At 67.0% G+C, this 14,303-nt stretch carries 14 protein-coding genes; 8 read left to right on the forward strand and 6 right to left on the reverse strand.

Going from position 1 to position 14,303, the window contains the following annotated elements; genetic code table 11:
- Positions 1-57 precede the first annotated feature (57 nt).
- The 3 genes from R9X41_RS10950 to slmA all read left to right on the forward strand — a co-directional run bounded on the left by R9X41_RS10950 (position 58) and on the right by slmA (position 2,547).
- Entirely contained in the window at positions 58-891 is an 834-nt protein-coding gene (locus R9X41_RS10950) for a CoA transferase subunit A (protein ID WP_318634897.1), read from the forward strand.
- 1 nt (position 892) lies between these two features.
- Positions 893-1,534: a CoA transferase subunit B gene (locus tag R9X41_RS10955; RefSeq protein WP_318634898.1), complete on the forward strand. Its 642-nt coding sequence runs from the start codon at positions 893-895 to the stop codon at positions 1,532-1,534.
- Between the two features lie 173 nt (positions 1,535-1,707).
- Positions 1,708-2,547, forward strand: a complete 840-nt coding sequence (gene slmA / locus R9X41_RS10960; RefSeq protein ID WP_318634899.1) for a nucleoid occlusion factor SlmA — start codon at positions 1,708-1,710, stop codon at positions 2,545-2,547.
- A gap of 341 nt (positions 2,548-2,888) precedes the next feature.
- On the opposite strand, the gene R9X41_RS10965 is transcribed toward slmA, so the two are convergent.
- Both R9X41_RS10965 and R9X41_RS10970 read right to left on the reverse strand, forming a co-directional pair.
- On the reverse strand, positions 2,889-5,030 hold the full coding sequence (locus R9X41_RS10965) for a putative bifunctional diguanylate cyclase/phosphodiesterase (protein ID WP_318634900.1): 2,142 nt from the start codon (positions 5,028-5,030) through the stop codon (positions 2,889-2,891).
- Between the two features lie 151 nt (positions 5,031-5,181).
- The gene (locus R9X41_RS10970) at positions 5,182-6,129 is read right to left on the reverse strand and encodes a ketopantoate reductase family protein (RefSeq protein ID WP_318634901.1); all 948 of its coding nucleotides are present in this window, start codon (positions 6,127-6,129) and stop codon (positions 5,182-5,184) included.
- 122 nt (positions 6,130-6,251) lie between these two features.
- On the opposite strand from R9X41_RS10970, the gene R9X41_RS10975 reads away from it, so the two are divergent.
- On the forward strand, positions 6,252-6,980 hold the full coding sequence (locus R9X41_RS10975) for a YebC/PmpR family DNA-binding transcriptional regulator (RefSeq protein ID WP_318634902.1): 729 nt from the start codon (positions 6,252-6,254) through the stop codon (positions 6,978-6,980).
- A 9-nt stretch (positions 6,981-6,989) separates the two neighbouring features.
- Here R9X41_RS10975 and R9X41_RS10980 read toward each other — a convergent pair whose 3' ends face one another.
- Together R9X41_RS10980 and R9X41_RS10985 are read right to left on the reverse strand one after the other, a co-directional pair.
- Entirely contained in the window at positions 6,990-7,250 is a 261-nt protein-coding gene (locus tag R9X41_RS10980) for a DUF3297 family protein (protein WP_318634903.1), read from the reverse strand.
- Between the two features lie 35 nt (positions 7,251-7,285).
- Positions 7,286-8,305 carry a LacI family DNA-binding transcriptional regulator gene (locus tag R9X41_RS10985; RefSeq protein ID WP_318634904.1) on the reverse strand — a complete coding sequence of 340 codons (1,020 nt, stop codon included), beginning with the start codon at positions 8,303-8,305 and terminating at the stop codon, positions 7,286-7,288.
- A 143-nt stretch (positions 8,306-8,448) separates the two neighbouring features.
- Between R9X41_RS10985 and R9X41_RS10990 the strand changes: the two genes are divergently transcribed.
- Genes R9X41_RS10990 through R9X41_RS11005 form a run of 4 tightly spaced genes read left to right on the forward strand, consistent with a single transcriptional unit; the run spans position 8,449 to position 12,806 of the window.
- On the forward strand, positions 8,449-9,432 hold the full coding sequence (locus R9X41_RS10990) for a Bug family tripartite tricarboxylate transporter substrate binding protein (protein ID WP_318634905.1): 984 nt from the start codon (positions 8,449-8,451) through the stop codon (positions 9,430-9,432).
- 28 nt (positions 9,433-9,460) lie between these two features.
- A complete protein-coding gene (locus tag R9X41_RS10995; protein WP_318634906.1) occupies positions 9,461-10,630 on the forward strand; it encodes an L-talarate/galactarate dehydratase in 1,170 nt (389 codons plus the stop codon).
- A gap of 46 nt (positions 10,631-10,676) precedes the next feature.
- On the forward strand, positions 10,677-11,777 hold the full coding sequence (locus R9X41_RS11000) for an SMP-30/gluconolactonase/LRE family protein (RefSeq protein WP_318634907.1): 1,101 nt from the start codon (positions 10,677-10,679) through the stop codon (positions 11,775-11,777).
- A gap of 33 nt (positions 11,778-11,810) precedes the next feature.
- The gene (locus tag R9X41_RS11005; RefSeq protein ID WP_318634908.1) at positions 11,811-12,806 is read left to right on the forward strand and encodes a Bug family tripartite tricarboxylate transporter substrate binding protein; all 996 of its coding nucleotides are present in this window, start codon (positions 11,811-11,813) and stop codon (positions 12,804-12,806) included.
- A gap of 21 nt (positions 12,807-12,827) precedes the next feature.
- On the opposite strand, the gene R9X41_RS11010 is transcribed toward R9X41_RS11005, so the two are convergent.
- Positions 12,828-13,865: an NAD(P)/FAD-dependent oxidoreductase gene (locus R9X41_RS11010; RefSeq protein WP_318634909.1), complete on the reverse strand. Its 1,038-nt coding sequence runs from the start codon at positions 13,863-13,865 to the stop codon at positions 12,828-12,830.
- A complete protein-coding gene (fdxA, locus tag R9X41_RS11015) occupies positions 13,862-14,191 on the reverse strand; it encodes a ferredoxin FdxA (RefSeq protein ID WP_318634910.1) in 330 nt (109 codons plus the stop codon). Before fdxA ends, R9X41_RS11010 begins: the two co-directional genes overlap by 4 nt.
- Positions 14,192-14,303: the final 112 nt, after the last annotated feature.

Here is a 14,303-nt window from a genome sequence, read left to right on the forward strand (position 1 = left end):
CGACCCCGGCTCCGGCCCATCATCGGTACCTCGCAAAACCAGTCGCAAGGAGATTTCGTGAACAAGCTCTATCCCTCGGCAGAGGCGGCGCTCAAGGGCGTCGTCCAGGACGGCCAGTTGCTGGCCGTCGGCGGCTTCGGCCTCTGCGGCATTCCGGAAGCGTTGATCGACGCGCTGCGCGACTCGGGCGTGCAGAACCTCTCGGTGGTGTCCAACAACGCTGGCGTCGACGGGTTCGGGCTGGGCAAGCTGCTGGAGACACGGCAGATCAAGAAGATGATTTCCAGCTACGTGGGTGAGAACAAGGAGTTCGAGCGCCAGTACCTGGCCGGTGAGCTGGAGTTGGAGTTCACACCGCAGGGCACGCTGGCCGAGAAGCTGCGTGCCGGCGGCGCGGGCATTCCGGCCTTCTTCACCAAGACCGGCGTCGGCACCCAGGTCGCCGAAGGCAAGGAAACGCGCGAGTTCGGCGGCGAAACCTATGTGATGGAAGAGTCGCTGGTGCCCGATGTGGCGCTGGTCAAGGCCGACGTGGCCGACAAGTCCGGCAACCTGCGGTTTCGTCTGACGGCCCGCAACTTCAACCCGGCCGCCGCCATGGCGGGCAAGGTCTGCATCGTGGAGGTGGAGCGCATCGTCGAGACCGGCGAGATCGCGCCCGACGACGTGCACCTGCCGGGCATCTACGTGCACCGCATCGTGGTCAATCCGACGCCGGAAAAGCGCATCGAGAAACGCACGCTGAGCGCCGCCGCACCGGTGGACGCGGCCGCCGCCAAGGCCGAGGCCGAAGCCGCCATCGCGCACGCCGCCGCACCGGCGGGCGAGGCCGCCGCCGTGCCCAAGGTCGACATTCCGGCCGCTCAACTTACCGACCGCAAAGGAGCCTGAGATGCCCTGGACCCAGGACCAAATGGCCGCACGTGCGGCGAACGAACTCGAAGACGGCTTCTACGTGAACCTCGGCATCGGCATCCCGACGCTGGTGGCCAACTTCGTGCCGGACGACAAGGAAGTCTGGCTGCAGTCCGAGAACGGCATGCTGGGCATCGGCCCGTTCCCGACCGAGGAGACGGTCGACGCCGACCTGATCAACGCGGGCAAGCAGACGGTGACGACGATCAAAGGCTCTTCCATCTTCGGCAGCCACGAAAGCTTCGCCATGATCCGTGGCGGCAAGATCAACCTGTCGATCCTGGGCGCCATGCAGGTCAGCGCCAAGGGCGACCTGGCCAACTGGATGATCCCCGGCAAGATGGTCAAGGGCATGGGCGGCGCGATGGATCTGGTGGCCGGCGTGAAGCGGGTCATCGTGCTCATGGAGCATGTGGCGCGCAAGAAGGACGGCAGCACCGACCTGAAGATCCTTCCCGAATGCTCGCTGCCGCTGACCGGCGTGGGCGTGGTCGACCGCATCATCACCGACTTGGCCGTGATCGACGTCACGCCGGACGGACTGAAGGTGGTCGAGCTCGCGCCGGACGTGAGTTTCGAGGCGCTGCAGGAAAAGACGGGCGCGCCGCTGATCCGCTGAAGCACGATTCGGGGGGTCGGTGGACTTGCGGCGATGCATTTTTGTCGCTGAAAACAGGTACGAAGTCATGCGCAGCCTGCAAAGGATGCGCTAGATTTCATGACGCTGCGTAGAAAACGCTCGCAGCGGTCTTCCACCCACTGGCGGTTCGCTCCGCGATCAAGGGGCGCTTCATGGACAGAGTCAACGACGGTTTTCTGCGCTCGCGCGGCGGAACCGCCAAGCTGCTGGACGACTGCATTGCCGACGCGTCGCGTCAGGAAGCCGCCCGCGCCGAAGTCACCCGTGCGCTGCTGCGCGATCTCAAAGCCGAGTTCCAGGGCCGACGAGCGGACGCGCCATCGGTAGTCGCTGCTCCCGTCGGCGTGCCCACGGCGCCGACGCAAACGCCATTGGCGGCGCCGGCACCGAATGGCGATTTTTTTCTGGCGGGGCCGGGGCGCAAGAAGCTCGGCGAGCGGCGTCGGCGCATCCTGGCGTGCTACGTGTCGATGCTGGCGGACAAGCGCAACGAGCGCATCACCACCGCCGCGCTGGCGCAGTTCATGGAGCTCAGCGAAGCGGCACTCTATCGCAACTTCGCCAGCAAGGGCGCCATGCTCGAAAGCCTCATCGACGCTGTCGAAGACGCGCTCTTCGCGCAGATCGAGCAGATCGACCGGCATGCGGTTCGGTACCGGCTCGACACCCGCAGCCATGTCGCCATGCTGGTGGCGCTGCCCTTGAAGTTCGCCGAGGCCTACCCCGGCGCATCGCGCCTCATGGCGGGCGACGCACTCGCGGTGGAAGACTCCCAGCTGCGCAATCGCATGACCATGGTTTTCGTGCGCTTCGAATCCACGCTGCTCGGCGCATTGCTGCGCGGTGAGAGCGTGCCCAAGCGCAACCCGGCGGGCCTGGCTGCCGCGCTCTGTGCCTTCTCCGTGGGCCGCATGCTGCGGTTCTCCAATTCGGGGTTCGCCGACATGCCCACGGCCGACCTGGACGCGTGTCTGGAGATGATGCTCCGCTAGCGCGGCGGCTGACTCTGGCTCACCGGCTCCGTGGCGGCGTAAAAAGCGCAACGGGCGGAGGTTCGAGAACCATCCGCCCGTTGCAGGGAGCTGAAAGCAGTTGCGGGGTCAGTCAGCGCAGTCCGAAGAAGGAAAGGACCGCGGCGATGACGACAACGAGACCGACGACGTAGATGATGGTGTTCAAGGCGATGCCCTCCTGATTGAGGCGTCCAGAATCCATGCAGGCGCCGGGGTGGATTGTCGGCAGGAGGCATGGCACCTTGTAGGAGATCCCTTTTTTCTGGGCCGCTCGCAAAGCCTTGGCGCGTGCGCGAGCGAGCCAGGCCGGGGTCAGCGGCTCACGCGGTGGTGGAGTGCGCGAAGTCCGCGGCGTGTTCGGGCTTCTGCCCGCGTGACCATTCGAGCAGGGTGCCTGGGGTCATGGGGCGTGCGAAGTAGTAGCCCTGCAGCTCGTCGCACTGCATGCCCAGGAGGATGTCGCGCTGCCCCTCGGTCTCCACACCTTCGGCCACCACCAGCAGGCTGAGGGCATGGGCGAGCTGGATCACGGCCTCGACCACGGCACGCGCATCCGAACTGCTTTCGAGGTCCTTCACGAAACTGCGGTCGATCTTCAGTTGCTGCGCCGGCAGCTGGCGCAGGTAGCTCAGGCTCGAGTAACCGGTGCCGAAGTCGTCGATGGCCAAATACACGCCGATCTGTGCCAGCGCCTCGAAGGCGCGCCGGGTGATGTGCATGTCTTCCATCGCCACCGATTCGGTGATCTCGCACAGCAGCTGCGAGGAGTCGATGTGATAGCGCTCCAGGGCGGCCTGCACCCGTTCGGCCAGGTTGTTCTCGCGCAGCTGGTGCACCGACAGGTTCACCGCCACCCGCATGCGCAGGCCTTGCTCGCGCCATTCGGACATCTGGCGGCAGGCTTCCTCGATCACCCAGTTGCCGATCTGCCCGATGAGGCCGAAGCGCTCGGCCATGCCGATGAATTCGTCCGGCGGCACGTTGCCGCGTACCGGATGCGTCCAGCGCAGCAGGGCTTCCACGCCGTGGATGCGGTTGCTGGCGCCGCTGACCTTGGGCTGGTAGTGCAGGCTGAACTGGCCGAGCTCCAGCGCGGTGCGCAGGTCGCTCAGCAGTTCGAGCTGGGTGTTGGCGTCGGCCCCCATGGAGGGCTCGAACATCGCGTAGTTGCTGCCGCCGGCCCGCTTGGCGGCGTACATGGCCGCGTCGGCATTGGCGATGAGCTTTTCGCGCTGGCCGGTTTCCGGATAGAGCACGATGCCGACCGAGCAGGAGATCTTAATGTTGCGGTCCGCGACCGAGAAGGCGCCGGCCAGCACGCCGATGATCTTGCGGGCCACCAGCGCGCAACCGGCGGCGCTGGGCACGTCTTCGAGCAGCATCAGGAACTCGTCGCCACCCACGCGGGCGACGGTGTCGTTCTCGCGCGCCTGGTTGCGCAGGCGGCTGGCTACTTCGGTCAGGATCAGGTCGCCGGTCGCGTGACCGAAGGAATCGTTGATCGGCTTGAAGCCGTCGAGGTCGATGAACAGCACCGCCAGCCGCGCCTCCACGCGCTCCTTGTCGCGGTTGAGCCGGTCGGCGCGGGACAGTGCCTGGTTGAGCCGGTCTTCGAAGAGCAGGCGGTTCGGCAGGCCGGTGAGCGGATCGGTGAAGGCACGCTCCTGCAGTTCGGCGTTGGCGCTCTTGAGCTGGGTATTGGCCTTGACCAGCGAGGCGGTCAGCCGTTCGGCCGTGCTCTGCAGCCGGGCATCGAGCATCGACAGCAGCAGGGTGCTGACCAGCAGCGTGACCGACACCAGCAGCACCACGACGGTGAGCGCGGCACCGCCGAGTCGGTCGGCGCTCAGGCAGAACGAGTCCATGGGGAACTGCGCGCCGGCCATGCCGACGTAGTGCAGCCCGCAGATGCCGGCCGACAGCACCACCGCCGCGCCGAACTGCGCCGGTACGCGGCGATTGGTCGCGACCTTGAGCAAGCGATGGAACAGAAACAGCGCGGCGGCCGATGCGATGACGGCGATCAGCACCGACAGGCCCACCAGCGGGAAATCCCACTGGATCGACGGCGTCATGTCCAGCGCCGCCATGCCGATGTAATGCATGCTCGAAATGCCGATGGCCATCGCGATCGAGCCGCGTATGAGGTTGCGCGGCCGGTAGGTCATGCGGCCGGCGACACCCAGCGCCACGGCCGAGGCGACCACGCCGGCGACCCAGGAGAGCAGGGTGAACTTGTAGTTGTAGCCGAGCTGGATCGGCAGCACGAAGGCCTGCATGCCCAGGAAGTGCATCGCCCAGATGCCGGTGCCCATGACGCCGGCGCCGAAGGTCCACCACAGCACGCTGGCCCGGCCGCGGGTGGCGTGCACGCGGCGTGCAAGGTCCAGCGCTACATAGGACGCCAACGTGGCGATGACGACCGACGCCAGCAGACCCATGGGGTCGTATTGGGTAGGCATCAGGCCGGCCTCGTTGTGGGCAAAGAACACGGAAGTCCTTGGTGTGACGGGTATTGCCGATACCGGATGCGCCGGCAACGAGCGCGCGTCCAAGTGTAACTGTATGCGATAAAAACGAGGCGGCTGTTACTTCGACGCGGTTTTCCGGTTGTCAGCCTGCAACGGCGATTTTCGATTCCAGGGCCTTCACGAGCGAGGTGAGCAGGCGGTTGGCGGGCACCGGCACGTCGAGCACTTCGGCGCGGCGCACGATGTAGCCGTTGAGGTGGTCGATTTCGCTGGGCTTGCCACGCGCCAGGTCCTGCGCGGTGGACGACAGCTGGCCCGGCATGGTGGTGGCGATGGCGCGCACCGCTTCGGCGACGTCGCCGGGGATCTCGATGCCGTCGGCCTGCGCGACGGCCAGGCATTCGGCCACCACGTCGGCCAGGCAGTCGGTGATGCCGGGCTGGCGCACCAGCTGGCCGTAGGGCAGGGCGGTGATGGCCGACATGGCGTTGTAGGCGCAGTTGAGCACCAGCTTGGCCCAGAGCGCGCCGCGAACGTTGTGCGAGATCTGCGTGGGAATGCCGGCGGCGGCGAAGAGGCTCGCCCACTGCGCGCTGTGCGAGGACGGCGCGATGACGAGTTCGCCCCGACCGTGGTGGCGCACGTGGCCCGGCCCGGCCATGGCGGTGGCCACGTACACCACGGCGGCAGCGACCTCTTCGCGCAGCACCGATCGCAGGCGGATGTCGTTGTCCACGCCGTTTTGCAGCGTCAGCACCAAAGCTTTCGCGTCGAGGTAGGGCAGCATTTCGGCGGCGGCCGATTCGGTGTCGGTGGACTTGACGCAGAACAGCACCAAGTCGGCGCCGTCGACCGCCGAGGCGTCGGTGGCGGCTTCCATGGCAATGAATTCGTCGAAGGCGGCCGTCTCGATGCGCAGGCCGTGCGTGCGCACCGCCTCGACGTGCGCCGGGCGGCCGATCAGCACGACCTCATGGCCGGCGCGGGCGAGCAAGCCGCCGTAATAGCAGCCGACGGCACCCGCGCCCATGACGGCGATGCGGTGGCGACGGCCATGGAGGGCGGATGGCTGCTTTTCGGTAGAGGTCATGGCTTGCGCTCGTGTGTCATCGAATGCCCGGATGTTAGGACGAGCGAGGGCCGTGCGGACGGTCTCGCCGATGCAGGACAATCGTCGGCTTCGACAGAACCAGCAGCAGAGGAAGGCCGCACATGGGCGCTCAATGGAAAGCCAAGGGCAAGGAAATCGCAGCGAACGCGAAAGGGCGGCTGTTCGGCAAGCTCGCCAAGGAAATCATGGTCGCGGCGCGCGGCGGGGCGGATCCGGCCGGGAATTCGCGGCTGCGGCTGGTGCTGGAGCAGGCGCGCAAGGTGTCCATGCCCAAGGACACACTGGAGCGCGCCATCAAGAAAGGCGCCGGGCTCACCGGCGAAACCGTGCATTTCGAGCACGTGATGTACGAGGGCTACGCGCCGCACCAGGTCGCGGTGATGGTCGAATGCCTGACCGACAACCTCAACCGCACCGCACCCGAGATGCGCGTGCTGTTCCGCAAGGGGCAACTCGGCACCTCCGGCTCGGTGGCCTGGGATTTCGACCACGTCGGCATGATCGAAGCCGAGCCGACCGCGGCCGAGGCCGACGCGGAAGTGGCGGCCATCGAGGCCGGCGCCCAGGACTTCGAAGTGCGTGAGCCGGAAGAAGGCGACACCAAGGCGGTGACGCTGTTTCTCACCGATCCCTCCGATCTCGACCTGGTGAGCCGGGCGCTGCCCACGCACGGTTTCACGGTGCTGTCGGCCCGGCTGGGTTACCGGCCGAAGAACCCGGTCGATCCGGCCAGTCTGAGCGCCGAAGCGCTGGAAGAAGTGGAAAGTTTCCTGGCCGCGATCGATGCCAACGACGACGTGCAGCAGATGTACGTCGGGCTGGCCGGTTGAAGAAACCGCTCAGCGGTAGAAGGCCTCGACCTTGCCCTTGAGCTTGATCTGCAGCGGCTGGCCCTTGCGGTCGCGTGTCTTGGGAGAGGGCACCTTGATCCAGCCTTCGCTGATGCAGTATTCCTCCACGTCGCCGCGCTCCTTGTCGTTGAAGCGGATGCCGATGTCGTGATGAAAGACTTCGGCGACGTGGTGCGGGCTGCGCGGGTCCACGCTGAGGTGATCGGGCAGGGCCGGGCGCTGGGTCTGGTCGTTGGGGGTATCGCTCATGCTGCCGATTTTGCCCGACGCACCGGACCTTGATTTCAGAGGCCGCCGGTCGACTGCCGCTCGACGATGCGAAAGCCCACGTCGAGCACCGGGTCCACCGTCGGCTGGCCGGTGCAGCGGGCGAGGATGAGGCCGGCGGCGTGCCGGCCGATGGCCTCGCCGTCGACCTGCACCGAGGTGAGCGACGGCTCGGTGTGGGCCGCGAAGTCCGCATCGCCGAAGCCGCAGACCGCCAGATCCTGCGGCACCCGCAGGCCACGTGAAAGCGCTTCGACCATGACGCCTTGCGCGAGCTGGTCCGAGCTGCAATACACCGCCTGGATCCCCGGGGCCTGCTCCAGCAATTCGGTGGCGGCGCGCCGGCCGAGCGCCAGGCTGCTCGGCGCCGGCACCACCGAGGTCGGCACCGGGCGCCCCACGGCGGCTTCGAATGCACGGCGGCGGATGCCGGCCCGGTGGTCGTCGCCGGTGGCGATGCCGACCCGCTCCCAGCCCTTGCCGCGCAGGTAGTCGGCCACCGCCGCGCCCACGCGCTGGTGCGAAAAGCCCACCAGCATGTCGACCGGATGCTCGCCCAGGTCCCAGGTCTCGACCACCGGAATCGCCAGGCGGCGCAAGGTGTCGCGGGCCTTTTCGGAGCGCACCAGGCCGGTCACCACGATGCCGTCGGGCTGGCGCGCCAGCATGGTCTGCAGCAGCGCTTCCTCGCGGGAGTGGTCGTAGCCGCTCTGGCCCAGGATCACCTGGTAGCCGGCGGCATACAGCGTTTCGGTCAGGGCCTGCACCGTGGGCAGGAACTGCTGCACCGAGATGGCCGGCACCAGCGCGCCCACCGTCATGCTGCGGCGCGAACGCAGGCCGCCGGCCAGCAGGTTGGGCAGATAGCCGGTGGCGTCGACCGCGAGGCGCACTTTCTCGATCGTCTTGGGCGAGACCAGCGCCGGGTTGCTCAGCGCGCGCGATGCGGTGATGAGCGACACGCCGGCGCTGCGGGCCACGTCGTGCAGCGTGGCGGGGCGGGCGGCGGCGAGCTTGGGGAGAGAAGTCGTCTTCAATGAAAACCCTGAGTCATCAGCTCGATTTCAAGCCGACAGAAAAGGCATTTCACTCCAGAATGACAACGTTGTCATCTGCCCGATGCGAATTCGGTTCCGGCATGAAGAGGCGGAGACACATCCACCCGACATGGAGACAAAGCATGCACAAGATCCTGACCACGCTGGCCGCGACGGCCATGGGGCTCGCCGCCCTTTCTTCGCACGCCCAAGGCCCGGCGCAGGCCTGGCCCGAGAAGCCGATCACGCTGGTGGTGACCTTCCCGCCCGGCGGCTCCACCGACCAGGTCGCCCGCGCGCTCGCCCCGCGCCTGGGTGAAAAGCTCAAGCAATCGGTGCTGGTGGACAACCGCGCCGGTGCCGCGGGCACCATCGCGGCGGCCACGGTCAAGCGCGCGCCGGCCGACGGCTACACCTTCATGGTGACCTCGCTGGGGCCTCTGGTGATTGCGCCGCACCTGCTCAAGACGCAGATGCAATACGACCCGCTGAAGGACTTCGACCTCATCACCGTGGCGGTGCAGTCGCCCAACGTGCTGGTGGTGCCCACCGCCTCGCCGCACAAGACGGTGGCCGACGTCATCGCCTATGAAAAAGCCAACCCCGGCAAGATGAGCTTCGCCTCCTCGGGCAACGGCACGAGCGACCACCTGACCGCCGAACTCTTCTGGCAGGAGACCGGCACCACCGGCGTGCACGTGCCCTACAAGGGTGGCGCGCCGGCGCAGACCGACCTGATGGGGGGCCAGGTCGACGCCTCGTTCCAGAACATCAACGCGGTGGCGCAATACATCAAGGCCGGCAAGATGCGCGCGCTCGGCATCACCAGCGCCAAGCGCTCGCCCGTGCTGCCCGACGTGCCGACCATGGCCGAGGCCGGCGTGAAGAACGTCGAAGTCACCTCGTGGCAGGCGGTGGTCGCGCCCAAGGGCCTGCCGGTGGCCATCCGCGACAAGGCCCATGCGGCCATCGTCGAAGTGCTCAACGAGCCGGCCGTGAAGGACCCGTTCGTGGCCGTCGGCTTCGAGCTCGTCGCCAATACTCCCTTGCAGTTCGCCGCGTTCCAGCAGGCCGAGTACGCCCGCTGGAAGAAGGTGATCGAGACCGGCAAGATTTCCGTCGACTGAAACCCATCCCAGGACCTTGACCCCGCCCATGACCGCATCCGTACCCTCGACCGCTCTGACTCCCGTTCAAACCGGCGACAGCATCGCCTGGATCCGCATCTCGTCGTGTTACCTGCCGCTGGCCAATCCGATCAGCGATGCCAAGGTGCTGACCGGCCGACAGAAGCCGATGACCGAGATCGCGATGCTCTTCGCCGAAATCCGCACGAAGGACGGGCATGAAGGCCTGGGTCTGAGCTACAGCAAGCGGGCCGGTGGGCCGGGGCAGTTCGCTCACGCGCGGGAGATCGCACCGGCGCTGCTGGGCGAAGACCCGAGCGACATCGCCAAGCTCTGGACCAAGCTCTGCTGGGCCGGCGCTTCGGTCGGCCGCAGTGGTCTGGCAGTACAGGCGCTGGGCGCTTTCGATGTCGCCCTGTGGGACCTGAAAGCCCGCCGCGCCAACCTGCCGCTGGCCAAGCTGCTGGGCTCGCACCGCGACTCGGTGCGTTGCTACAACACTTCGGGCGGGTTTCTTCACACGCCGCTGGAGCAGTTGCTGGTCAATGCGCAGGCCTCGCGCGAGCGGGGCATCGGCGGCATCAAGCTCAAGGTCGGCCAGCCCGACGGGGCGCTGGACATCCGCCGGGTGGAAGCGGTGCGCAAGCACCTGGGCGACGACGCACCCCTCATGGTCGACGCCAACCAGCAATGGGACCGTCCGACCGCCCAGCGCATGTGCCGCATCTTCGAGCAGTTCAATCTGGTGTGGATCGAAGAGCCGCTCGACGCTTACGACTTCGAAGGTCACGCCGCGCTGGCCGCCACCTTCGACACCCCCATCGCCACCGGTGAAATGCTGACCAGCGCGGCCGAGCACAACGAGCTGATCCGTCACCGCTCCTGCGACTACCTCATGCCCGATGGCCCTCGCGTGGGCGGCATCACGCCGTTCCTCAAGATCGCCGGCCTGGCCGAACACGCCGGACTGATGCTCGGGCCGCATTTCGCGATGGAACTTCATGTGCATCTGGCCGCCGCCTACCCGACCGAGCCCTGGGTGGAGCATTTCGACTGGCTGGAGCCGCTGTTCAACGAGCGCCTGGAAATCAAGGACGGCCGCATGCTGGTGCCCACCCGCCCCGGCCTGGGCCTGAGCCTGAGCGAACAGGCCCGCGGCTGGACCCGCGAACAGGCCGAATTCGGCGCCCGGCCCTGAGCCGGCCGAGCCGCTGCAGCAGATTTTTTAGACGGAGATCAAAACCATGCATAACCACAACTCCCGCCGCCGCTTCCTGAAGACCGCCACCGCCACCGGGCTCGCCTCCATCGGCGGCCTGGCCGGCGCGCAGTCCTTCGACTTCAAGCCCAACCAGCGCTATCCGGATCCGTCGGTCCTGGTGCTGGACCCGAGCTTCGCCAAGTACCGTCTCTACAGCAGCACCGTCGAACAACTGGGCAGCGGCATGCGCTGGGCCGAAGGCCCGGCGTATTCGGCCGACGGCGGCTATCTGCTGCTGAGCGACATCCCCAACAACCGGCTGATGAAGTACGACGAGAAGACCGGCAAGTTCAGCGTGCACAAGACCGGCGTCAACTACACCAACGGCAACGTGTTCGACCGCCAGGGCCGCCTGATCAGTTGCGAGCACTCGGTCACCCGCCGCGTGGTGCGCACCGAGAAGAACGGCAAGCAGACGGTGCTGGCCGATCGCTTCGAGGGCAAGCGCCTGAACGCGCCCAACGACATCGTGGTGAAGTCCGACGACAGCATCTGGTTCACCGATCCCACCTTCGGCATCAACGGCGAGTGGGAAGGCTTCAAGGCCACGCCCGAGCAGGCCACGACCAACGTCTACCGCATCGGCACCGATGGCCAGCTCACCGCCGTCATCACCGACCTGGTCAATCCCAACGGCCTGGCGTTCTCGCCGGATGAGAAAAAGCTCTACGTGGTGGAGTGGAAGGGCACGCCCAACCGCAGCATCTGGTCGTACGACGTTTCGGCCGACGGCACGGCGGTGTCGAACAAGACCAAGCTGATCGACGCCGACGGCCCCGGCGCGTTCGACGGCTTCAAGGTCGACCGCGACGGCAACCTCTGGTGCGGCTGGGGCTACACCGGCGGCTTCGGCACCGAAACGGTCGACATCGGCGCGGGCATGAAGGCGCTGGTGCCGCTGGGCAAGTCCGAAGAGATGGACGGCGTGAAGGTGTTCAACCCGCAGGGCAAGCCGATCGGTTTCATCCGCCTGCCGGAGCGCTGCCCCAACCTGGTTTTTGGCGGGCCCAAGCGCAACCGGCTCTACATGGCCAGCAGCCATTCGCTGTACGCGCTCTATGTGGAGGCGCACGGCGCGGTCTGATTTTTTCGCGATCAACCAGAACGGAGACAAGACATGAAGAATTTCAGCGCCATCCAACGGCGTGCGGCATTGGCCGCCGGCATCGCGCTGGGCGCGTCGGTGGTTTCGGGCGGTGCTTTCGCCCAGGCCGCCTATCCCGGCAGCGCGCCGATCAAGATGCTGGTCGGCAACCCGGCCGGGGGCACGACCGACGTGGTGGGCCGCATGATCGCGGCCAAGATGGGCGAGGTGCTGAAGGCTTCGGTCATCGTCGACAACAAGCCCGGCGCTAGCGGCCTGATCGCCGCCGAAGCCGTGGCCAAGGCACCGGCCGACGGCTACACCATCCTCATGGCTTCGTCGGGTCTGGCCACCCTCCGTGCGCTGTACCCGGCGAGCACCTTCGACGCCGAGAAGGACCTGGAGCCGATCGGCATCATCGCCACCTCGCCGTATGTGATGGTGGTGCATCCGTCGATGCCGGTGAAGACGCTGCCCGAGCTGCTGGCCTACGCCCGCGCCAACCCAGGCAAGATCTCCTACGCCGGCTCCACGCCCGGCACCGCGCAGCACCTGGGCTGGGAGCTGATCAAGCGCATTACCAACACCGACATGCAGTACGTGCCCTACAAGGGCACCGGCGCGCTCATGCCCGACCTGCTGGCCGGGCGGCTCCAGGCGGGCATCGACAACGTCGCCATCCTCACGCCCTACATCAAGGCCGGCCAGTTGCGTGGCATCGCGGTGACCAGCGCCAAACCGAGCCCCTTGCTGCCCGACCTGCCCACGGTCGCCTCGGCCGGCGTGCCGGACTTCTCCGCGGTGGGCTGGTTCGTGGTCTTCGCGCCGCCCAAGACGCCCGCGCCGGTGCTCGCCGCGCTGCGCCAGGCGGTGAAGGAGACGATGGCATCACCCGACACTCGTGACAAGTTGGTCGGCATCGGCGCCGAACCGCAGAGCGGCTCCTACGAAGAAGGCCGTGCGCTGCTCAAGCGCGAGACCACGGTGTGGACCAAGGTGATCAAGGAAAGCGGCATCACCGTTCAGTGACGCGTGCCCGCTGCGGGCTGCTCAGACCTGGAGCCGGCCCTGCAGCAGGCTGCTGCTGGAGGTGTACTGCAGCACCTGGCTGCGGGCGGGGTCGAGCAGGTCCGCCGCGGCGAAGGCGGCCAATGTCGCCTCGTGGAAGGCCGACAGGATCAGCTTCTTCTTGCCCGGGTACTGCACGATGTCGCCCACCGCGAACACGCCCGGCAGCGCGGTGCCGAAATTTGCGGGGTCGACCGGCAACTGCTTGCGTTCCAGCACCAGGCCCCAGTCGGCCAGCGGCCCGAGTCGAGGGCTCATGCCTTGCGCGACGACCACTGCGTCGACGGCCAGAGGCGGCAGGTCGCCGTCCGGCCCGCTGCGGTCGACAGCGCTCAGGCGGCCGTTTTCGATCTGCAGACCGCTGACCTGACCCACCTCGAAGCGCACCCGGCCCTGGGCGCATTGCGCTTCGAAGCGTGCCAGCGTTTCAGCCGGCGCCTGCACCACGGCGCGGCGGTGCATCAAGGTGATGGAGGCCGGCGGTGAGGCGTCGGCCAGCAGCGAGTCGATGCGGTCCAGCGCCAGTTCGTCGCCACCGACGACCAGCACCCGCTGGCCCGACAACGCGCCAGCCGTGGGCCGCCAATGGAAAACCTGGGAGCCTTCCAGCGCCTCGATGCCCTCGAGCTTGAGCCGCCGTGGCGCGAAGGCGCCGACGCCCGCCGCGATGAAGACGCAGCTGGCGTGAAAGGCCGAGCCGCGCGAAGTGGTGAGCCTCCAGCCGCCGTCGTCGCCACCGGCGGCGAGCGTGGTGATTTCCTCGCCGAGATGCATCGCCGGCGCGAAGGGGCGCAGCTGCTCGAGCAGGCGTTCGGTGAGCTCCTGCCCGGTGACCCGGGGCAGGGCGGGAATGTCGTAGATGGGTTTGTCGCCGTAGAGCGTGGCGGCCTGGCCGCCCGGGTGCTCCTGTGCATCGACGATGTGGCAGGAGATGCCGAGCAGGCCGAGTTCGAAGGCGAGAAAAAGGCCGGCGGGGCCGGCGCCGATGACGAGCGCGTCGGTGACGGCTTCTGTGGTCAACGGATCAGTTCGGCCAGCTTGTTGGGCTTGTCTTTCCACTCGTCGGCGTCGGGCAGCGAGGGCTTGCGCTTGGTGATGCTTTTCCAGCCGGCGGCGCGGGCGAGTTCGGCATTGAGCTCGATGAAGGCCAGCTGATCCGGTGGCGTGTCTTCTTCGGCGTAGATGGCATTGGCCGGGCATTCCGGAATGCAAACGGCGCAGTCGATGCATTCGTCCGGATCGATCACCAGGAAGTTCGGGCCTTCGCGGAAGCAGTCGACGGGGCACACGTCCACGCAATCGGTGTACTTGCACTTGATGCAATTTTCGGTGACGACGTGGGTCATGGCGTTCGGGTGCTGGCGTTCAGGGAAACCCGCGATTTTAGAGCCTCGCGGGCGGTATGGTTCAAATGGCCGGTCAAGACCCAGCCTCGCGGTGGGCCGCTGTCTCTTTCCG

Origin of the sequence: Xylophilus sp. GOD-11R (assembly GCF_033546935.1) — a bacterium.
Lineage (GTDB): Bacteria > Pseudomonadota > Gammaproteobacteria > Burkholderiales > Burkholderiaceae_C > Xylophilus.